Origin of the sequence: Catenulispora yoronensis (genome assembly GCF_039531695.1) — a bacterium.
GTDB classification, from domain to species: domain Bacteria; phylum Actinomycetota; class Actinomycetes; order Streptomycetales; family Catenulisporaceae; genus Catenulispora; species Catenulispora yoronensis.
The window spans coordinates 24,975-44,235 of record NZ_BAAAQN010000050.1 but is presented as its reverse complement, the minus strand read 5'-3'; the positions used below and the strand labels follow the sequence as shown (position 1 = coordinate 44,235).

17 protein-coding genes are annotated in these 19,261 nt (G+C 70.5%); 6 read left to right on the top strand and 11 right to left on the bottom strand.

Annotation, left to right across the window (positions count from 1 at the left end; all coding sequences use genetic code 11):
- Nucleotides 1-224 precede the first annotated feature (224 nt).
- Nucleotides 225-1,898 carry a condensation domain-containing protein gene (locus tag ABD481_RS32790; RefSeq protein ID WP_344669705.1) on the top strand — a complete coding sequence of 558 codons (1,674 nt, stop codon included), beginning with the start codon at nucleotides 225-227 and terminating at the stop codon, nucleotides 1,896-1,898.
- An 84-nt stretch (nucleotides 1,899-1,982) separates the two neighbouring features.
- Here the strand turns inward: ABD481_RS32790 and ABD481_RS32785 are convergent, their stop codons facing one another.
- Nucleotides 1,983-3,062: a sodium:calcium antiporter gene (locus ABD481_RS32785; protein WP_344669704.1), complete on the bottom strand. Its 1,080-nt coding sequence runs from the start codon at nucleotides 3,060-3,062 to the stop codon at nucleotides 1,983-1,985.
- A 505-nt stretch (nucleotides 3,063-3,567) separates the two neighbouring features.
- Here ABD481_RS32785 and ABD481_RS32780 point away from each other — a divergent pair.
- Entirely contained in the window at nucleotides 3,568-5,364 is a 1,797-nt protein-coding gene (locus tag ABD481_RS32780; RefSeq protein WP_344669703.1) for an alpha/beta hydrolase-fold protein, read from the top strand.
- Between the two features lie 93 nt (nucleotides 5,365-5,457).
- Here the strand turns inward: ABD481_RS32780 and ABD481_RS32775 are convergent, their stop codons facing one another.
- Nucleotides 5,458-7,134, bottom strand: a complete 1,677-nt coding sequence (locus ABD481_RS32775) for an alpha/beta hydrolase (RefSeq protein ID WP_344669702.1) — start codon at nucleotides 7,132-7,134, stop codon at nucleotides 5,458-5,460.
- A gap of 540 nt (nucleotides 7,135-7,674) precedes the next feature.
- On the opposite strand from ABD481_RS32775, the gene ABD481_RS32770 reads away from it, so the two are divergent.
- Entirely contained in the window at nucleotides 7,675-8,346 is a 672-nt protein-coding gene (locus ABD481_RS32770; RefSeq protein ID WP_344669701.1) for a hypothetical protein, read from the top strand.
- 130 nt (nucleotides 8,347-8,476) lie between these two features.
- Here ABD481_RS32770 and ABD481_RS32765 read toward each other — a convergent pair whose 3' ends face one another.
- From ABD481_RS32765 to ABD481_RS32755, 3 genes are all read right to left on the bottom strand, one after another.
- On the bottom strand, nucleotides 8,477-9,307 hold the full coding sequence (locus ABD481_RS32765; protein ID WP_344669700.1) for a M55 family metallopeptidase: 831 nt from the start codon (nucleotides 9,305-9,307) through the stop codon (nucleotides 8,477-8,479).
- An 84-nt stretch (nucleotides 9,308-9,391) separates the two neighbouring features.
- Nucleotides 9,392-9,586 (bottom strand): 4-oxalocrotonate tautomerase DmpI, encoded by a 195-nt coding sequence (gene dmpI / locus ABD481_RS32760; protein ID WP_344669699.1) that lies wholly within the window; start codon nucleotides 9,584-9,586, stop codon nucleotides 9,392-9,394.
- Nucleotides 9,587-9,735: 149 nt separating this feature from the next.
- Complete coding sequence (locus ABD481_RS32755; protein WP_344669698.1) at nucleotides 9,736-10,626, bottom strand: LysR family transcriptional regulator; 891 nt, start codon at nucleotides 10,624-10,626, stop codon at nucleotides 9,736-9,738.
- Between the two features lie 123 nt (nucleotides 10,627-10,749).
- Here ABD481_RS32755 and ABD481_RS32750 point away from each other — a divergent pair, with 123 nt between their 5' ends.
- Entirely contained in the window at nucleotides 10,750-11,550 is an 801-nt protein-coding gene (locus ABD481_RS32750; RefSeq protein WP_344669697.1) for an alpha/beta fold hydrolase, read from the top strand.
- Nucleotides 11,551-11,723: 173 nt separating this feature from the next.
- On the opposite strand, the gene ABD481_RS32745 is transcribed toward ABD481_RS32750, so the two are convergent.
- Together ABD481_RS32745 and ligD are read right to left on the bottom strand one after the other, a co-directional pair.
- Nucleotides 11,724-12,776 carry an ATP-dependent DNA ligase gene (locus ABD481_RS32745; RefSeq protein ID WP_344669696.1) on the bottom strand — a complete coding sequence of 351 codons (1,053 nt, stop codon included), beginning with the start codon at nucleotides 12,774-12,776 and terminating at the stop codon, nucleotides 11,724-11,726.
- Nucleotides 12,776-13,861 (bottom strand): non-homologous end-joining DNA ligase, encoded by a 1,086-nt coding sequence (gene ligD / locus ABD481_RS32740; RefSeq protein WP_344669695.1) that lies wholly within the window; start codon nucleotides 13,859-13,861, stop codon nucleotides 12,776-12,778. The genes ABD481_RS32745 and ligD overlap by 1 nt, the downstream gene beginning before the upstream one ends.
- A 254-nt stretch (nucleotides 13,862-14,115) precedes the next feature.
- On the opposite strand from ligD, the gene ABD481_RS32735 reads away from it, so the two are divergent.
- A complete protein-coding gene (locus tag ABD481_RS32735; protein ID WP_344669694.1) occupies nucleotides 14,116-14,961 on the top strand; it encodes an alpha/beta fold hydrolase in 846 nt (281 codons plus the stop codon).
- A gap of 191 nt (nucleotides 14,962-15,152) precedes the next feature.
- Here ABD481_RS32735 and ABD481_RS32730 read toward each other — a convergent pair whose 3' ends face one another.
- The 4 genes from ABD481_RS32730 to ABD481_RS32715 form a co-directional block, all read right to left on the bottom strand.
- Complete coding sequence (locus tag ABD481_RS32730) at nucleotides 15,153-15,740, bottom strand: O-methyltransferase (RefSeq protein ID WP_344669693.1); 588 nt, start codon at nucleotides 15,738-15,740, stop codon at nucleotides 15,153-15,155.
- Nucleotides 15,741-15,782: 42 nt separating this feature from the next.
- Complete coding sequence (locus tag ABD481_RS32725; RefSeq protein WP_344669692.1) at nucleotides 15,783-16,988, bottom strand: helix-turn-helix domain-containing protein; 1,206 nt, start codon at nucleotides 16,986-16,988, stop codon at nucleotides 15,783-15,785.
- Between the two features lie 90 nt (nucleotides 16,989-17,078).
- Nucleotides 17,079-17,867, bottom strand: coding sequence for a tRNA (guanosine(46)-N7)-methyltransferase TrmB (trmB, locus tag ABD481_RS32720; RefSeq protein WP_344669748.1), 789 nt, complete (start codon nucleotides 17,865-17,867; stop codon nucleotides 17,079-17,081).
- Between the two features lie 375 nt (nucleotides 17,868-18,242).
- Nucleotides 18,243-18,677, bottom strand: a complete 435-nt coding sequence (locus ABD481_RS32715) for a nitroreductase family deazaflavin-dependent oxidoreductase (RefSeq protein WP_344669691.1) — start codon at nucleotides 18,675-18,677, stop codon at nucleotides 18,243-18,245.
- A 60-nt stretch (nucleotides 18,678-18,737) separates the two neighbouring features.
- Between ABD481_RS32715 and ybiA the strand changes: the two genes are divergently transcribed.
- Nucleotides 18,738-19,253 (top strand): riboflavin biosynthesis intermediates N-glycosidase, encoded by a 516-nt coding sequence (gene ybiA / locus ABD481_RS32710; protein WP_344669690.1) that lies wholly within the window; start codon nucleotides 18,738-18,740, stop codon nucleotides 19,251-19,253.
- Nucleotides 19,254-19,261: the final 8 nt, after the last annotated feature.

The window sequence follows — 19,261 nt, the reverse complement described above, 5'->3', positions numbered from 1 at the left end:
CGCGGGTGCGCACCCCTGCCGCGGACGGCGGGCTGCCGTGCGATGGGGCACGGCGTCGAGCGCGAGGGGTGCCGGTGGGTACGAGCGTCCGTGCGGCGGGAGTCGGGACTGGAAGCGGAGCCGGGAACCATTTCGGAGCCGGAGCCGGGAACGACGCCGGTGGCAAGAGCGGAAGCAGAAGCGGGACCGGGTTCCGTCACCGGCCGGAGACCGGGCTCGATCGCGTGGAACGCGTCGTCCTGGCCCTGTGCCCCGATGTCCAAGCCTGCGTCGCGGTGCCAGGTGCCGGCGCGCACGCGCCCTGGGAACTGCTGATCACCCTGCGCGCCGACGCCGACCCGCACGCGGCGTGGGACGAGACGATCACCGCCGCGCTCCCCTACGCCCTGGCCTCGCGGGTCGGCGCCCTCCACGTGGTCACCGACGAATGGCTGGTCCGGGGACCGGCCTGGAGCATCGACCGCCCGGCCACGCGGCGGCGGCTGCGCGAATTCCAGGCCGGGGCGTGGCTCCCGGGGCTGGGGCCGGGTTCGCGGCCCGAACCCGTGCCCACGGAACGGATGCGGGTGCCGTTCAGCGGCCCCGGCGCCGGCCGGGCGCCGCTGACCTGGGGCCAGCGCGACATCTGGGCGACGATGATCCGGCAGCGCAACTGGCTGCCGCAAGGCGGACGGCGGCCGCTGGCACCCGGCACGCGGCCGGAGGACATGGCCGCCGAACTCGCCTACCTGCACGGCCGCTATCCGACGATGCGCACGCGGCTCGTGTTCGACCTGGCACGCGGCCGAGCCGGCCAATGGCTCGTGAGCGACGGGGAGACCTTCCTCGATCTCTACGACACCGCCCCGGGACAGGACCCTGACACCCTCGCCGCCCGGGTGGAAGCGGCCTATCGGCGCCGCCCCTACGATCTGCGCACCGAATGGCCGATCCGCATGGCCGTCATCCGCGCGGACGGTGCCTGCACCCACCTGGTCGTCCTCATGCACCACCTCGCGCTCGACGCCGGGGGCGCGGCGGTGATGATGCGCGAGGTCGCCGACCGCGTGCAGAACGAGCCGGCCGGCATGCAGCCGCTGGAGCAGGCTGCGTGGCAGGCGTCGGAGGCCGGCCGCCGCCACAACGACAGGACACTCCGGCACTTCGCCCAGGCGTTGCGGCCGCCGACCGAGGCCCCGGGGGCGGAGCTCCCGCCCGCGGAGCTGCCTTCCCTGGCCGCGCCCCATCGCCCCCGGCACTGGTCCGGCCGCCTCACCTCCCCCGACCTCGCAGCCTCCGTCGCGGCGATCAGCGCGCGCACCGGCGTCGACGACGCCGCAGTCCTCACCGCGCTCGTCTCGATCGCCTTCGCGCGCCTCGCCGATCAGCCGCGTGTCGTCGTGCGCCCGCGCGTCGGCAACCGGTTCCGGCCGGCGCTCGCCGACGTGGTGTGCTTCGTGGCCCAGAGCGGCCTGCTGGTCCTGGACCTGGCCGGGACCACCTTCGACGAGGCGTTGGCCCGGGCCCGGCGCGCGTCGATGGCCGCGATGAAGAACGCCTACTTCGATCCCGACGCGCTGGAGGCGGTTCTGGCCCGGTCCGGGCCCGGCATCGCGATGTTCTTCAACGACCGCCGCTCGGCCTCCCCGGGGGTCTCCTACACCACCGAGGCGGCGCCGGACCCGCGCGAGCCGCAGAAGGTCCGCGGCTGCTCGGTCTTCGCCTGGCTGCACCGCGGCCCGGAACCCACCGAGCCGATGTCCGTCACGCTCGACACCGCCGACGACGGCGCGCTGTCGCTGGCCCTGCACTTCGACACCCACATCATCGCGCCCCAGGTCGTCGAGGAACTGGCCTGGGGCGTGGAACGCGCGGCGGCGGAGGCCGAGCGCGACGGGACCGCCGCGACAGGGCTCTGATCCACGCGTCCGGGGCCGACGCGGGGCGCGGGGATCAGGCCAGGACCAGGACCAGGCCAGGTTCAGGCCAGAATCAGACCAGGTTCAGGCCAGGATCGGCACCAACCCGACCGCGAACACCCCGTACAGCCCCGCCGAGGCCGCCAGCCGGCCCGCCGTGAGCTTCCCGGCCCGCAGCGTCGTCAGCAGATACGCGATCGCCGCCATCGTCACGATCCCGGCCCACAGCAGTGCGCCGCTGAAGTGCCACGACGTGAACAGCAGACCCAGCCCCGAGGGCACGGTGGCCTGGATCATCATCGAGCCGGAGATGTTCGCCAGCGCCAGCTCGGTCTTGCCCTGCCGCACCCAGATCACCGCGTTCATGATCTCCGGCAGCTCGGTCGCGATCGGCGAGAGCAGCAGCGCGGTCACCGAGGCGGACAGCCCCAGCATCGGGCCGATGGCGTCGAGCTGGTGCACGAACAACTGCGAGGCGAAGAAGATGACCACCAGCGTGGCCGCGGTCTGGAGCAGCACCGCCCAGGTCGCCGGGGACGCCGCCTTCGGCTGGAGCTTCAGCGGCTCCAGCTCCTCTTCCTCGTCGTCGTCCTCCGCATCGGCGCCGCTGCGGATCTCGCGCCAGAAGTACGCGGCATAGGCGGCGAAGAACAGCAGCCCGAGTGCCGGCTTGAAAGCGAACGCGACCAGGCCCAGCGCCACCTTCACCACGAAGATCGGCAGGAACCAGGTCTGGTCCTTGGCCAGGCGCCGGACCGCTTCCCTGGACTCCAGCACCGGCGCGGTCAGCGCGGCGCGGGCCGTCCCCGGGCCGGAGACGGCCCCGGGCAGCGCCCCGGACAGCGCCCCGGAGACCCCGGTCCGCCGCCGCTTCAGGTACAGCATCACGCCGGTGACGCCGTAGGCGATCGTGGCCAGCGCCAGCGGGCCGCCCATCGCGGCCCCGACGCCGATCTCCTTGCCCTCGGTGTCCCCGCCGGAGGTGACGGCGACCAGCGTCACCACCGATTCCGGCAGCGCGGTCCCGAACGCGGCGAGGATGGTCCCGACCGCCATCTTCCCGACGTCCAGGCGCCGGCCGAGCCACTCCACGGCGTTGACGAACCACTCGCACGACAAATAGATCGCCACCGCGCACACGGCGAGCAACAAGAAATGAACCACAGTGAGAGACCGTCCAGCCTTCCGGCGCCACCGGGGCTGAAGGACGATCGGCGCGGGGCGACGACACGGCTTCGGCCCCGCCGGCGCGCATCCGATACCCGAATACGTCGTCGACAACTAGGGCCGAAGGTCTCGCCCGCCGGCTCCGAGCGGTTCCGGTGATCCGGACCACTCGTGCGCCGGCCCGGCCACCGGGAGCCGGGGCTCCAGTGTGTCGACGACCGGTTCGCGGGGCTACTCCCCTTCGCAACCCGTCCAGCATACCCGAAACCGCACAGGGGCTGATCTCGCCGCCCGGAGCTCGTCGCGGGACAACCACGATGCGTGCGGTCCGACGTCGTCCGACCGGGCATCGGAGTTCCCGGAATGGCCGGCTATCGTATAGCTGATATAAGGATTCTTACGTCTGACCGCCGGGTAGAAGTCGCTGCGTCCCATTCCCCGACCGAGCGCCCCCGGAGGTGCCTCGATGCGTCGTCGGTTCCCTTGGCAAAGACGAACGACCGTGCTGCTCGCGCTGGTGATGGCGCTGATCGGCGCCACCGTGGCCGCCGCGCGGCCCCGGCACGACCTGAGATTCGACATCTCCTTCCCGACCTCGACCCGCGCCGCCGCGGCCGACGGCCGCGCGTTCGTCATCGTGAGCACCGATGCGAGCTCCGATCCGCGCGACCAGATCGACATCGTCAACGGCGTCCCCTACTGGGGCCGGAACGTCGACGGCCTGCGCCCCGGCCACGCCGTGACCCTGGACGAGGGCCCGGAGACCTACGGCTACCCGCGCGAATCGCTGGACCAGCTGCCGCCGGGGCGGTACTACGTCCAGGCGTTCTTCACCGTCTACGACACCTTCCACCGCGGCGACGGCTCAACAGTGAAGCTGCACATGCCCTGCGGCGACGGCCAGGACCTGTTCAGCTCGCCGCAGAACATGTACAGCACGCCGCAGTGGATCACCATCACCGGCGACGAGGACCGGCCGGTCCGGCTGACGCTGGACCACGTCATCACCCCGGCCGATCCGGTGCCCGCCGGCGGCACCTGCCAGCAGGGCAACCCCACCGACAGCCAGCACGTGAAGCACGTCAAGATCCTGAGTCCGCGTCTGAGCGCGTTCTGGGGCCGGCCGATGTACATCGGCGCGAACGTGTTGCTGCCGCAGGGATATGACGATCCGGCGAACGCGGGCGTGCGCTACCCCGTCGAATACCACTTCGCGCATTTCACGGAGAACGCACCGCACGGCTTCAAGGAGGACGGCAGTAACGACTTCTCCAAGTTCTGGCTCGCGCCGTCCTCACCGAAGTTCATCAGCATCGAGGTCCGTGAGGAGAATCCCTTCTACGACTCCTCGTACATCGTCGACTCGCCGAACACCGGCCCCTACGGCAGCGCCACCACGCAGGAGCTGATCCCGGAGCTGGACCGGCAGTTCCGGACCGTCGCCGCGCCCTGGGGCCGGGTCACTTCCGGCGGCTCGACAGGCGGCTGGGAGGCGCTGGCCTCGCTGGTGTTCAACCCGGACGTGTTCGGCGGCACCTTCGCCGGCTACCCGGACCCGGTGGACTTCCACCGGCACCAGATCGTCGATGTCTACGACGACGCCAACGCCTACAACACCTACCGCCAGTGGGACACGCCGACGCAGCGGCCCGACGATCGCAACACCGCCGGCGACACCATCTACAACATGGCGCAGGAGAACCTGTGGGAGCTGGCCTTGGGCGACCACGACCGCTCCGGCGGCGCGTGGGCGATCTGGGAGGCGGTGTACGGGCCGCAGGGCAAGGACGGGTATCCGGCGCTGGTTTGGAACAAGCGGACCGGAGCGATCGACCATGCCGTCGCCGCGCAGTGGAAGCCGAAGGACATCGACGCCAAGCTGGCGACGGAATGGCCGACGCTGGGGCCGAAGCTCCAGGGCGAGATCCATATGTACGTGGGCGACATGGACACGTACTTCCTGAACGACGCCGTGGAGCTGTTGCAGAAGAACCTGACTTCGCAGACCAGTCCGCCGGCGGACGCGACGTTCACGTTCGGACGTGAGAAGCCGCACGGGTGGTCGCCGTACACGGACGCGCAGTGGTTCGCGGTGTATGCGGACTACGTGCTGTCGAAGGCGCCGGCCGGGACGGATGTGTCGGGATGGCGGGGTGCGTCGGCTGCGTCGGCTGCGCCAGTCGCCCCGAACGCGGCGGCCAAGATCGGAACGGCCGACGAGCTGAGCAAGCTGCTGCCGCCCAGCATGGACGGCGGAGTCGTCCAGAACACCGATGGGAAGCTCGGCGCCTCGCGCTGACCCCGCGGTGTGGCGCGCTCCCGGTGCGGGAGCGCGCCACACCCTTCCATCAGGGCCCTGTCGCACCAGGACCCGGGAACGGCGGCCCGGGTGTCAGGACCGGGCGCCGTCAGCCCCACGCACGAACTCGGGGTCGGCGGGCGACAACGCGCCGGACGGGGCCGTGGTGCCGGTGGCCGCCCTCGCCGCGACCGCGGGGGTCGGCGTGACGTACACCGGCGCCGGATCGGCCTCCGGCGCACAGGTCTTCGCGATCAAGCCCTTCCCGGTGGGAAGCGAGCCGTCCCGCAGGTAGGCGACGAATGTGTCGTCCAGACAAGCGTCGCCGTGGAACAGGATCTCGTGGAAACTACCGCCGTTCTGCACCACCAGTTTCGAGCCCGGCAGTGCCTTGTGCATCGCGAGACCGCCCTCGTAGGGCGTCGCGGCGTCCTCGGTGGCCTGGAACAGCAGAACCGGGGGCAGCCCCTTTCCGGTGATCGGAAGCCGTCCGGCGGTACTGCCCTGGTAGGGCCAGAACATGCAGGCGGCGTTGTACCACATGTTGTTGTAGGTGTAGAACGGCGCGACAGCGTTCACCGCCGCCTGATCCTGTTTCCAGTATTCCCAGTCACGGGGCCAAGCATTCTCGCTGCACTGGACCGCGTTGTAATTCGGGAATGCGCCGTCGTCCGGACCCGGTGCGGCGTAACGGTTATAGGCGATGTTCAGCGGCCTGGTGTCGTGGTTCACGAGGTACGCCGAGAGCACGGTGGCCATGCGGGGCCAGCGGAGGAAGTTGTAGCCGCCGCCGTAGAAGGTGTCCTCGAACTCGGCCGGGCCGATGTCTCCGGGCGCCGGGGCGGCGGAGACCGGAGCGGTGCGAAGGGCGGCGTCGACCGTGTTGTAGTCCTTGACGACCGCGGCCGCGTCGGTGCCGAGGTGGTAGACGCCGTCGGCCTTGGCGGTCCATTCGGCGAAGGCCTGGAAACGCCGCTGGTGCTCCTTGTCCTGGAGGATGTTGTGGTCGTACCAGGAGATCGTGGGGCCAACGATGCTGTCCAGGACCATGCGCCGCACGTGGGAGGGGAACAGCTGGCCGTAGGTCGAGCCGAGGGACGTGCCCCATGAACCGCCGTAGAAGCTGATCTTCTTGGTGCCCAGCGCCCGGCGGATGCTGTCCAGGTCGCGCGCACTGTCGACGGTCGTCATGTGGGGCAGGATCCAGCTCCAGCCGGCGGCGCAGTCCGCCGAGTACTTGGCGGCCTTGTCCAGCCACGCCTGCGCGGTGCCCTGCCCCAGCTGGTAGTCGGGACGCTCGGCGTCGAAGTAGTGCGCGTCGCAGACGACGTGCGGGTCGCTGCCGTTGGTACCGCGCGGATCGAAGCCGATCCAGTCGTACTCGGCGGCGACGTCGGGCGGGATCTGGCCGGCGATGGAGGCCGGCATCCACAGGCCGCTGTCACCGGGGCCACCGGGGTTCAGCAGGATCGGACCCTGCTGCTTCTCTTTGGGAGCGGTGGCCGGGAGCCGGTCCACCTTGATCTTGATCTTCCGGCCCTGCGGGTGCGCGTAGTCCAGCGGCACTTCCAGCATCGCGCATTGCAGGGCAAGCGTCGTGGTGTCGCCGCAGGACGCCCAGTCCAACACCCCCTGGCCGCTGTCGTGGTACACGTCGGCCGCGGCGCCGTCCCCCTCCCCCCGCGCCGCGGCCGCCGGCAGCACGCCGATCAGCGACGCGCCCACGGCCAGGGCCGCGAGCGCGGCCAGCCGTCTCCTCAGGTCCCGCATATCAGACTCCTGTCTTCGCCCACCGGGTCATCGTCGACACGATGCTACGCCAGACATCATGTGTGACATAGCACATGCGCTTAACCAGGGCCTGCGAGGTGTTATCGAACCGTGATCCGCTCCCGTCGGCGCGGCGATCGCAGTACCCTTCCACAGCCCGATCACGACAGCCGGGACGGACCTACGGGGGAGCTATGGGCGTCAAAGTCTTCTTGGCCGTTTGGGGAATCCTGGCGGTCCTGATCGGCTGCGTTTTTGTCGTCAAGTTCGGACGGAGCAGGGGCCGAGGCAGAGGCGGCCTCCTGATCAGCGGGGTGTTCGTGCTTGTCGGCGTGGTGATCGTCGGACTGGGGCTCGGGGTTCTGCTGTAAGAAAGCCACTTTTGCCAGAAATCCTAGGCAATGACCTACCGGCCAGGTCTACTTCACCGAATACTCGACGGGCAGCGGCCATACCTGGTATCTATCATCAACACGGTTCAGGTCTGCACGATGAGCCCGACACTTCTGCGTTCACTTGCCATGCCCCAGGGAAACCATAATGCGCCTTGAAGTCAAGTACGTGTCCTTAATAGCGGTCGCCACAGTCGTGCTGGCCGGTACTGCGGCCTGCGGCAGTAGCTCGAAAAAACCCGCCTTGACCGCCGATCAAGTCAACGCCCAGCTGCTGACCGCCAAGGACGAGCCGGAATGGAGTTTCAACGCCGAGTCGGACCAGACGGGTACTCCCTACACGACGACCTCGTTGAAATCCGGCGGCAGTGCCTGCCAGCAGTTCCTCGACGCAGACTCCACGATGTTCGGGAAGTACGGCACAACCGACCGTGTTACCCGAACGTTCCTACAACCCAGCGGCAGCAACATGCTTCTGGACGAGGTGGCCGTGATGCCGTCCAAGGCCAAAGCCGCAGCAATGGTGGCCGACCTGACTTCAGGTCTCAAAGACTGTAAGTCCTTCGTCGTCACCGACAACGACAGCGCGACCATGGTGACCGCCAACACTGGTGCCCCTGCCGGCCACGTCGTCTACACCTCATCGTCGGCCGACAGCACCTACTCCACGATGATCATCACCGATGCGGTCCAGGTCGGTGCGGACGTAGTGATGATCACCTACACCGGAAGCACCACGGACGACCCCGCAAAGGCCCAGCAGGTGGTCACCCACGCCGCCGAGGTCCAGGCCGCACACCTGAAGGCCGCTCAAGGCTGAGCCCGCCACCGGTGCGGTCTTGCCAGGCACGAAGGCATCAGAACCGCGTCGGCGGCTTGCCCGAACCGGGCCGGCATGCCAGTTATGGTGGGAGTCCCAAGCCCCGCCCGCACGACCGGACCGGCGCCGGTCAGCAATAAGGAGCCTGGTTCGTCAACGCGGTCGCGACCCGCATCCACACCCCGAACTGCCGGAACAGGTCCGGCGGGGTGGCCGTGGCGCGGACCGTCCGGGGATCGACCGCCGTGACGCCCGGGATGCCCAGCAACGTCTCGGCGACGGCCGAGGACTGCCAGCGCACAGTCAGCGTCGCGGTCGCGGCGGAGGGCTCGGGCCCAGTGCGCGGGGTCGCGAGCGCCGTCGCCACCGTCTCCTCGATCGCGGCGCGCGCCTCCGTGTCCGGCCGGAGGTCGGCGGCGAAGCGGCTGCGGACGTATTTCACCGGGGTGGTGGCGATGTCCGGGTCCCAGGCGGTGGCCTCGGCGCAGGCGGCGTCGTCGCCGGTGAGCACGGCGAGCGGAACGCCGAGGGCGGCGGCGGAGGCGTGGACCAGGCCGATCTCGCCGGCGGGGCGGTCGTCGAGCCACATGTCCTCGATCTCGTGGCCCATGAAGCTGTGGCTCAGGACGCCGTGGACTCCGGCGCGGGAGTGGTAGCCGACGCAGAGCAGGGCGTCGAAGTCTTGGGTGAGGCCCTCGACCATGCCCATGGTCTTGGGCTTGCCGCGGATCAGGCGGACGTCCGGGGCGAGGGTGTCGGCGGTGAGGTTGCGCATCGGGCCGTGGGCGTCGTTCACCACGATCTCGGTGGCGCCGGCGCGGCGGGCGCCGCGGACGGCGGCGTTGACGTCCTCGGTCATCGCGCGCCGTCCGCGCTCGTAGTCGCGGCCGCCGGGCTGGACGTCGTCGGCGTCCACGAGCCCGGTGATCCCCTCCATGTCCGCACTGATGTAGATCCGCATACGGCCGTTTCTAGCACGGCCGGCGCGGCGCGTCCGGCGAGCGTCGATGGGGCGGCTGCCGAGCGGCGATCTCGCGGAGGGTGGCTATTTCTGGGCGAGCTTGTCGGCGACGAGCTGGCCGGCGACGGCGTAGTCCTCGGTGGTCGCTTCCTGGAACCACACGTGGACGGTCTCGGCCGGGGCCTTGTAGACGTCGACCATGGCGTCGGTGATGCGGGCGACGAGCTCGCGCTTCTGCTCGACGGTCTTAGGCATCTGCTGGATGGTGATGTTCGGCATCTCGGCCTCCTGGTGTGCGGCTGCGGCTGCGGCTGCGACGGACCGGCCGGGTGGACCGGCCGGCGGGGCCCGGTTCTCCGTTCCCCTTGCGAGATCGATTCCATCGCGGACGGCGGCGCCGAACCAGACGGGCTCCGGACTGGTTGCGATCACGAATCGTGATCGCAGGCCTGCATCAGGAGGCTGAAGTACGGGGTGGGGGCGGAGCGGCGCACCACGAGCTGGGTCAGCAGGCTCAGGCCCGGCGGTTCGAAGGGCAGGAAGGCGACGCGGCGGTTGTTGATCTGCGCGGCGTGCGCGGCGTACATGACGGTGTAGCTGGCGCCGTCGGTGCCGATCGCGGCCAGGGTGTCGCCGAGGTTGGTGTAGGGGCTGGAGGATCTCGGTTCGTGGCCGGCCGCGTGGAAGGCGCCGACGACCAGGTCGACCAGGGGCGGGTTGTTGCGGCGGGTGGTCAGGCGCAGTCCGAGCGGGGCCAGGGCAGCGAAGGTGGCGTAGCGGTTCTGGACGATCGGGTGCCGGGCCGGGACCGCGGCGACCAGCTCGTCCGGCCACAGCGGCACGACGCGCAGCCCGCGGCCCTCGTCGGGCACGGCGCCGCGGACGAAGGCGGCGTCCAGGGAGCCGTCGGCGACCCGGTCCAGGCGTTCGGAGGTGGGGCCGGAGGTGACCAGTTCGACGGCGAGGTCGGGGGCCAGCCGCAGCAGTTCGTCCAGGACCAGTTCCAGCCGCTCCCCCAGGCCGGAGCTGGTGCCGATGCGCAGCGGCAGGTTCTTGGCGCCGGCCGCGGTGCTCACCGCGGTGCGGGCCCGGGCCACGGCGGTCAGTACGTCGCGGGCCTGCGGCAGCAGCGCCTGCCCGGCCGGGGTCAGGCGCACGTGGCGGGGCGAGCGGTCGAACAGCTCGGCGCCGAGTTCGCGCTCCAGCCGGCGCAGTTGCTGGCTGACGGCGGGCTGGCCGATGTGCAGCCGTTCGGCGGCGCGGCCGAAGTGCAGTTCCTCGGCGACCGCGACGAAGTACTCCAGCTGGCGCAGTTCCATGCCGATCAAGGTATCGCCGGTGCCGCGCGGGCTGAGAAGTTTTCTCGCGGGGCGGCGATGAGTTCAGCCCGGCCGGATCGTCTGACTGGTTGACAGACCGCCCCCGTTGAAAGGATGAGGACTATGAGCTACGCCGAGGTCAACGGCCTGAACCTGTACTTCGAGGAGCACGGTGACGCCCCGGTCACGGCCGAGCGGCCGGCGCTGGTGCTGCTGCACGGCGGACTGGGCGGCGGCGACATGTTCGCGCCGATCCTGCCGGCGCTGTCGGCGGGCCGCCGGGTGATCGTGGTCGACCTCCAGGGCCACTCGCACACCGCGGACGTCGACCGGCCGATCCGCCTGGAGACCTGTGCCGACGACGTGGCGGCGCTGGTCCGGCACCTGGGCGTGGGCCCGGTGGACGTGGCGGGCTACTCCTTCGGCGGCGGCGTGGCGCTGCGGTTGGCGATCCAGCACCCGGACCTGGTGCGCAAGCTGGTGGTGGCGTCGATCCCGTTCCGCCGGGAGGGTTTCTACGACGGGATCCTGAAGCAGCAGGAGCAGATGTCGCCGGAGGCGGCGCAGTTCATGAAGCAGACGCCGATGTGGGAGCTGTACGAGCGGACGGCGCCGCGTCCGGAGGACTTCGGGACGCTGATCGGCAAGATGGGCGAGCTGATGAAGGTCCCCTACGACTACTCGGAGGAGATCCGCGACCTCAAGGTGCCCGTCCAGCTGGTGTTCGCCGACGCCGACACCTACAGCATGCAGCACATCAGCGACTTCTGGGCGCTGCTCGGCGGCGGTCAACAGGACGGCGGCTGGGACGGGAGCGGCCGGCCAGGCGCGCACCGGCTGGCGGTGCTGCCGAACACGACGCACTACACCATCTTCGTGTCGCCGGCGTTGGTGACGGTGATCGACGACTTCCTCGACGCGTGAGGGCGGGGCAGGACAAGGCGTCGGCGTAGGGACGGCCTCCGAGTGGGGGAGTCCCCGGGCAGGGGCGTCGAACCGGACAGCGGCGACAGCGGCAACAGCGGCAACAGCGAGCATCCGCGCGGCCTGAGGGGGTCCGCGCGGCTGCTCATCACCGCCCGCGCCGCGCCGGCGGCCTACCCGAAGACGTCCTTCAGGTCGTAGTCCGCCGGAACGTCCAACTGGTCGTACCGGCACGACTCCGGCTCCCGGTCCGGGCGCCACCGCACGAACCGCCCGTTGTGCCGGAACCGGTCGCCCTGGAGCTGGTCGTAGCGGACCTCGCAGACCAGCTCGGGCCGCAGCGGCACGAACGAGACGTCCTTGCCGGCGTTCCAGCGGTGCAGCGTGCCGGGCCGCCGGTGCGCGTCGTCGCCCTCGGCGGCGTCGACCCACGGATGCGCCTCGCCCTCGGGAAGCAGGTGGGGCTGGAGCTCGTCGATCAGCTCCTTGCGGCGGGCCGTGGTGAAGGCGCTGGAGCCGCCGACGTAGTTCAGGACGCCGTCGTCGCCGTAGAGGCCGAGCATCAGGGAGCCGACGATCGGCCCGGTCTTGTGCAGGCGGTAGCCGGCCACGACCACGTCGGCCGTGCGCTCGTGCTTGACCTTGACCATCGTGCGCTCGCCGGGGGTGTACGGGCCCTGCGCCGGCTTGGCGACGACGCCGTCGAGGCCCGCGCCCTCGAAGCGCTCGAACCAGGTGCCGGCCTGCATGTCGTCGTCGGTGGCGCGGGTGACGTGCACGTGGTCGTGCTCGCGCACCGCCTCCAGCAGCGCCGCGCGGCGTGCGGTGAACGGCTCCCCGGTCAGGTCCCGGTCGCCGAGCGCGAGCAGGTCGAAGCCGATGAAGGAGGCGGGGGTCTGCCCGGACAGCAGCTGGACCCGGGAGGCGGCCGGGTGGATACGGTCGCTGAGGCGGTCGAAGTCCAGGCGACCGTCCAGCACCACGACGATCTCGCCGTCGACGACGCAGCGTTCGGGCAGCGCCTGCTTGAGCGACTCGACCAGCTCCGGGAAGTAGCGGTCCAGGTCCTTGCCGCCGCGGCTGCCCAGGACGACCTCGTCGCCGTCGCGGAAGACCACGCAGCGGTAGCCGTCCCACTTGGGTTCGTACAGGAAGTCCCCGACCGGGACCTTCGCGGCGGACTTGGCCAGCATCGGCTCCACCGGCGGCATGACCGGGAGGTCCATCAGCTCTTGCTCCCCTGGTGGGTGGAATCGGCGGCTTCGGCGGACCCGGCGGACCCGGCGGAGTCGCCGTCGTCGTCGTGGCGGGCCTTGGAGGGCTGGACCCGCTTGGGCTCGCCGGGCATCTTCGGGAAGTCCGGCGGATAGGGCAGGTCGCCGAGGCCGTGGTCCTTCTCGTCGCGGTCGGCCATCTCCAGCAGCGCGTCGAGGCTGTGGGCGACGTCGTCGATCTCCGCGTTGGCGTCCCCGTTCTTGGCCACGAGCGCGGGCACGGTCTTCACGGTGAAGTCGCCGGGCTCGACGTCGCCGAGGTCGGACCACAGGACCGGCATCGACACGATCGCCTCGGGGCGGGCCCGCGTGGAGTAGGCGGCGACGGTCATCCGGTCCCGGGCCATCTGGTTGAAGTCGATGAAGATCCGCTCGCCGCGCTCCTCCTTCCACCAGGAAGTGGTGATCTGCTCCGGGCGACGGCGCTCCAGCTCCCGGGCGAACGCGATGACGGCGCGGCGGGCCTCGACGAACGTCCAGCGCGGCTCGATGCGCACCAGCAGGTGCAGGCCGCGGCCGCCGGAGGTCTTCACGAAGGGCCGGATGCCCAGCTCCTCGAACAGCGCGTGGGCTTCGCGGGCGACGGCGACCGCCTCGGCGAAGTCGGTGCCGGGCTGCGGGTCCAGGTCGATGCGCAGCTCGTCGGGGTGGTCGGTGTCGGCGGCGCGCACCGGCCAGGGGTGCAGCTCCAGCGCGCCCATCTGCACCGTCCAGACCACGGTGGCCGCCTCGGTGACGCAGACCTCGTCGCCGGTGCGGCCGCTGGGGAAGGTGACGCGGGCCGTGGACGCCCAGTCCGGCAGGCCCTTCGGCGCGGCCTTGGTGTAGAACGACTTGCCGCCGCCGAGCCCGTCCGGGAACCGGTTCAGCGCCACCGGCCGGTCGCGCAGGCCGCGCAGGACCGCGTCGGCGACATCGGCGTAGTAGGTGGCGAGATCAAGTTTGGAGACCCCGGCCTCGGGGAACAGCAGCTTGTCCGGCGAGGAGATCCGCACGCTCCGGCCGGCGGCCTCGACGTGCGCTTCAGCAGAACCCATAGACGCAGGCTACGGCCCGGCGCCGACAGTCGCACCCCCGGGCGTGCCGGGTCGCGCGGGGGTCGCGGCCGAGTCACGCGCCGGTCCGCGCGCCGGGTCGCACGCCGCCGCACGCCCCGGCTCGTTATCCCGGGCCACAACGGCGAGGCGCCAGCCGTGTGCATCAGAACAGTGACCCAGGCGCCACTTTCCGCGACCATTTTCAAGTGTGGGCGGGAAGTACCCGCCCCGGCGGTCCTGGAAAAGGTGCGGACATGGCGCGGGTGACGGTCGACAAGGAGAACCACCTTCCCGTGGACATCCACTACGAGGACCGGGGCTCCGGACGGCCGGTGGTGCTGGTCCACGGCTGGCCGCTGTCGCTGGGTCAGTGGGAGTTCCAGGTGCCGGAGCTGCTGGCGGCCGGCCACCGCGTGGTGACCTTCGACCAACGCGGCTTCGGAGCCTCGGCGAAACCGCGCGGCGGCTACGACGCCGACACGCTGGCCGCCGACCTGCATATGCTGCTGGAGCACCTGGATCTGCGCGAGGCCACCCTGGTCGGCTTCTCCACCGGGGCCTGCGAGGCGGTGCGCTATCTGAGCCGGTTCGGCAACCAGCGGGTGTCGCAGCTGGTCCTGGTCTCCGCCGCCGGGCCCTACCTGCGCCGCACCGACGCCCACCCCGAGGGGTTCCTGGAGGACGGCCGGCTGCGCGAGTACCAGCGCTGCCTGACCGACGACCGGGTCAGCTTTCTGCACCGGTTCACCACCAGGTTCTTCCAGATCGCCGGCGCGCCGGCGGCCCGCCCGGTCACGCCGCAGCCCCTGCACACCCGGATGATCATGCTGGCCGCCTCGGCCAGCCACCGCGGCGTGATGCAGACCCTGGGCCAGGCCGCGACCACCGACTTTCGCAACGACCTGCGGGCCATCACGGTGCCGACGCTGGTCGTGCACGGCGAGGCCGACGCCGTGCTGCCGGTGGAGGCCACCGGCGCCCGGATCGCCGAGGCGGTCTCGGACTGCCGGCTGGTGCGGCTGCCAGGTGCGCCGCACGGATTGATCGTCACCCGCGCCGCCGAGTTCAATCGTGAACTTATGGCGTTCCTGGAGGGGTGACGGGAGCGGGCGGCCCGGTAGTGCCCTCACCGGCCGCCCGCAGCCTCCCGTCACGCGGGGTTCGGGGGTTCTGAAGTTCAGGTTCTGGAGTTCGGGGGTTCTGAAGTTCAGGTTCTGGAGTTCGGGGGTTCTGGAGTTCAGGGTTCGGGGGTTCTGGAGTTCAGGGTTCGGGGGTTCTGGAGTTCAGGGGCTCAGGGGAGCCGGGTGGCGATGATCGCGGAGCTGCCCGGCGTGGTCATGACCTCGGTCGCCGACAGCTGGGGATGGCCGAGGTAGAACAGCCGCAGCTCGTCGACGCCGCCCTCGTGCAGCGGCGGCCAGTGCAGCGACGGCGTGAAGTCGTCCATGATCAGCAGGCCGCCCGGGGCGAGCAGCTCGACCACCCGCTGCGGGTCCTCGCGCTTGCCGCCGCCGTCGCAGAAGAAGACGTCGAAGGGCGCGTGCTCCTCCAGCAGCCGCCAGTCGCCGACCAGGAACTCGACGCGGGAGTCGTCGGCGAACAGGGCGGCGGCGCGGGCGGCGACCTCCGGGTCGTGGTCCACGGTGAGCAGGCGGGCCTCCGCGCCGAGACCGGCCTGCAACCACGCGGTGCCGACCCCGACGCCGGTCCCGGACTCGGCGATGATCCCCGCCGGCTTGGCGGCTGTGGCCAAGGTCAGCAGGCGGCCGACCTCGGGAATGCAGCTCCAGGTGAAACCGGATTCCTCGGCTTGGCGATGGGCGGCCGCGACGCGCTCGGGCAGCGGCCGCTCGGACCGCGCGGGTTCTGTCGTCTCCATGCGGTGACAGTAGCCAGATTTGCTGAGCGCGCCACGGGCTTTTCAGCTGCTTGACGACACCCCGGCGGCGAGTGCGCAGTCGATCTCGTAGGCCAGGCTGAGCTCCGCCACCGAGCGCGGGTTCGCCAGCAGGCGGCCGGTGCGCTCCTCCAGGCGGCGCAGGCGATACCGCACCGTGTTCGGATGCACGAACAGCAGCTTCGCGGCCTCGGCGGCGGAGCCGTCGGAGTCCAGCCAGGCGCCGAAGGTGGTGAGCAGCAGCGTGCGATCGTCCCCGGGGAGGCCGTCGAGTCCGCCCAGGACGCTGTAGGCGACCTGCGGCATGATGTCCGGCGCGCTCGCCGCGGCCGCCGAGAGCGGATCGCGGCCGAACACCACGACGGTGCGGCGTTCCTGCGCGCCGCGCATCGCGATCCGGGCCAGGCGCATGGCCTGCGAGGTGGACAAGAGGTGGTCGTAGGGCGGGCTGACGCCGACCCGGCCGGTGCCCTCGACCGCGAGCGCGGCGACCATCTTCTCGAACTGGTCGCCGGGGCGCGGCAGCGAGGCCACACCGATCTCGACGTCGTGCATCAGCCGCCACGCCGAGTCGATGCCCATGCCGCCGAGCTCGCGCTCGATGTGCGGCAGGCCGTACTCGCCGGCCGTCGGGACACGCGCGGCGATGACCACGTAGGGGCCCATGGTGGGCAGGCGTAACAGCTCGGCGGCTTCCCAGACGTTCGTGTCGTCCAGGCGGCCCTCGATCAGCGCCTGCACGAGCGCGGCACGCTGCTGCTCCTCACGCCGGGCCTGATAGCGCAGCTCCTCCTTGTAGGCGGCGGCACTCTCCCGGGTGAACGCGTCGAGTGTCTCCATCACTTCCGAGGCGGCGCGCAAGGCCGCTTTGCTGGACAGGCCCATGACGTCGGCAGCCTCCGCCAACTGCTTCCACAGCACGCCGAACGCGATCCGGTAGCCGTCCATGATGACGGTCAGCGGGATGCCCTCCATCGCGCGCTCGCGGCCCGAGGTCGCCGCCGGACGGGAGTCGGGGGGCATGTAGCGGGTGATCGGTTCGAAGGCGAAGTGGATGTGGTCCTTGATGGTGGCGTGGAGCGCGTTCGGGTCGATCATCCCGATGTAGAGCGGGAACTCCTCGGCGACCCGCGTCAGCACCAGGTCGGTGAGCTCGTCGGTGCGGGCCAGCATCAGGCCGGCCAGGCGGGCTATCTCAGCGTCTACCGGAGTCCTGGAAGCGATCTGCACACACTCAATGTAGCGGCGGGGACACAGACCGGAAGGGGTATTCGGGTCCTGATCCGCTCGCTGGTCGATCTTCTCCCCGCGGGGCGGGAATTAGTCGCCGATTCTCTCGAACACCAGGTCGGCGATGGGGCGGCCGTCACGGATCCCGCGGCGCTCGTAGCCGGTGACGGGGCGGCCGACGGCATCGCGGGGGGCGTAGGCGGGGAGGGCGGGGGGTGTGGTGGCTGTGGTGGCGGGCTCGGGGGTGTTGGTCGCGGCGGGCGCGGTGCCGGGCGCGGTGCTGGGCTCAAAGCGGTTGCGAAGTCCCGGATCGGCGCTGAGGACTTCGAGCATCTGCTCCGCGTACTCGGCCCAGTCGGTGGCACAGTGCAGGACCCCGCCGGGCGCCAGCCGGTCGCGGATCAGGGCGACGGTGTCCGGCTGGATGATGCGGCGCTTGTGGTGCTTGGCCTTGGGCCACGGATCCGGGAAGAAGACATGCACAGCGGCCAGCGAACCGGGCGCGATGCCGTCCCGCAGCAGGAACAGCACGTCGCCGCGCGCCACCCGGACATTGCTCAGACCTCGGGCCTCGGCCAGCGCGATCAGGTTGCCCAGGCCCGGGGTGTGGACGTCGACACCGAGGTAGTTCCGCCCCGGATCGGCGGCCGCCATCGCGGCGGTGGCCTCCCCCATGCCGCAGCCGATCTCCAGGACCAGCGGCGCCGGGCGGCCGAAGAGGCGCTCGGGGTCGAAGGGACCGTCGGGGGCGACCTCGGGGGTGTGGTACGTGTGGTGGGGGTCGGCGATGGTGTAACCGTAGACCGGCCAGAGCCTGGTCAGCGCGTCGGCCTGGGTGGTACTGGCGCGGCCGCGGCGGGGGTGGAAGGTGCGTATCAAGCCGTGGCGGGCGTGGCGGGATTCGGGGTCGGACTCGGGATCGCTGTCGCTGTCGTTGTCGTTGTCGTTGTCGCCAACAGGTTCGGCGTCGGCGTCGGCGTCGGCGTCCTCGAATGCTTCAGCGCCAAGAACTGTCTCCGTGGCCAACGCCACGTCCGCCTCCGCACCGAGCGCCTCCGCCACGGCCGGATCGATCGGCCGAGCCGACCGAGCCGCCCGGACTGACCGGTCAAACGGTCCGTCCGCACCGACCGCTATCGCGCCGGCATCGGCACCTGTGTCCACCGCGTTGTCGTGCACCATCTCCACCACCCCAGCCTACCTGCCGAGATCCCCGCCCCGATCCGCCCGCCGACCGCCGCCGGCCGCGACGCCTCAGCGCGGCGTCAGCACGAACAGCGGAATGATCCGGTCGGTCTTGGTCTGGTAGTTGTCATAGTCCGGCCACACCTCCACGGCCCGCGCCCACCACTGCTCCTTCTCCTCCCCAGTGGCCTCATGCGCGACATAAGCCCGCTTCTCGGCGCCGTCCTGCAACTCGACATCGGCGTTGGCGACGATGTTGTAGTACCAGACGGGGTTCTTCGGCGCGCCGCCCATGGACGCGACGACGGCGTACGAACCGTCGTGCTCGACCCGCATCAGCGGCGTCTTACGGACCTTGCCCGACTTGTTGCCGACCGTCGACAGAATGATGATCGGCTTACCCATCATGGTGTTGCCCTGGGCACCGTCCGAGCTCTCGTACAACTCGACGGTCTCCCGCACATAGTCACGCGGGCTGGGTGCGTATTCGTGGTCTGCGGTCATAGAGCCCAGTCAATATCAAATCCCGTGGCTCGTGTCGGAGACTTGCGGAAGACTTCCGCCATGGCGACCAAGTACTTGTTCTTCTGGGGTCACACTCCGACGCAGCCGGAAACCATCGGCCACGAGTGCCTGAGCCAGTGGTACCCGTCGCCGTTCGAAGCCGACGGCGTGCGGTTCCAGAGCGCCGAGCACTACATGATGTGGGGCAAGGCGCGGCTGTTCACCGACCCCGAAGCCGCCGCCCAGATCATCGAGGCGACCAGCCCGGCACAGGCGAAGGCCCTGGGCTCCGCGGTACGTGGCTTCGACGAGGCGACCTGGGTCGCGAACCGCCTGGACATCGTCACCGCCGGGAACGTGCTGAAGTTCCGCCAGAACCCGGACCTGCTCGCGTTCCTCCTCGGCACCAAGGACCGCATCCTGGTGGAGGCCAGCCCCCGCGACCGGATCTGGGGCATCGGCCTGGCCGCGAACGATGAACGCTGCCAGGACCCCTCCCAATGGCGGGGGCTGAACCTGCTGGGCGAGGCCTTGATGCGGGCGCGAGCGACGCTGCGCGACGAGGGCCGGTCCTGAGGGCTGAG

What these genes read in the sequence shown, in the direction of transcription:
- ABD481_RS32755 (WP_344669698.1), bottom strand. Translation starts at nt 10,626, where the DNA reads ATGGAACTGCGCCAGCTGGAGTACTTCGTCGCGGTCGCCGAGGAACTG.
- ligD (WP_344669695.1), bottom strand. Translation starts at nt 13,861, where the DNA reads ATGGGTTCTGCTGAAGCGCACGTCGAGGCCGCCGGCCGGAGCGTGCGG.
- ABD481_RS32745 (WP_344669696.1), bottom strand. Translation starts at nt 12,776, where the DNA reads ATGGACCTCCCGGTCATGCCGCCGGTGGAGCCGATGCTGGCCAAGTCC.
- ABD481_RS32750 (WP_344669697.1), top strand. Translation starts at nt 10,750, where the DNA reads ATGAGCTACGCCGAGGTCAACGGCCTGAACCTGTACTTCGAGGAGCAC.
- ABD481_RS32735 (WP_344669694.1), top strand. Translation starts at nt 14,116, where the DNA reads ATGGCGCGGGTGACGGTCGACAAGGAGAACCACCTTCCCGTGGACATC.
- ABD481_RS32730 (WP_344669693.1), bottom strand. Translation starts at nt 15,740, where the DNA reads ATGGAGACGACAGAACCCGCGCGGTCCGAGCGGCCGCTGCCCGAGCGC.
- dmpI (WP_344669699.1), bottom strand. Translation starts at nt 9,586, where the DNA reads ATGCCGAACATCACCATCCAGCAGATGCCTAAGACCGTCGAGCAGAAG.
- ABD481_RS32765 (WP_344669700.1), bottom strand. Translation starts at nt 9,307, where the DNA reads ATGCGGATCTACATCAGTGCGGACATGGAGGGGATCACCGGGCTCGTG.
- ABD481_RS32775 (WP_344669702.1), bottom strand. Translation starts at nt 7,134, where the DNA reads ATGCGGGACCTGAGGAGACGGCTGGCCGCGCTCGCGGCCCTGGCCGTG.
- ybiA (WP_344669690.1), top strand. Translation starts at nt 18,738, where the DNA reads ATGGCGACCAAGTACTTGTTCTTCTGGGGTCACACTCCGACGCAGCCG.
- ABD481_RS32715 (WP_344669691.1), bottom strand. Translation starts at nt 18,677, where the DNA reads ATGACCGCAGACCACGAATACGCACCCAGCCCGCGTGACTATGTGCGG.
- ABD481_RS32770 (WP_344669701.1), top strand. Translation starts at nt 7,675, where the DNA reads ATGCGCCTTGAAGTCAAGTACGTGTCCTTAATAGCGGTCGCCACAGTC.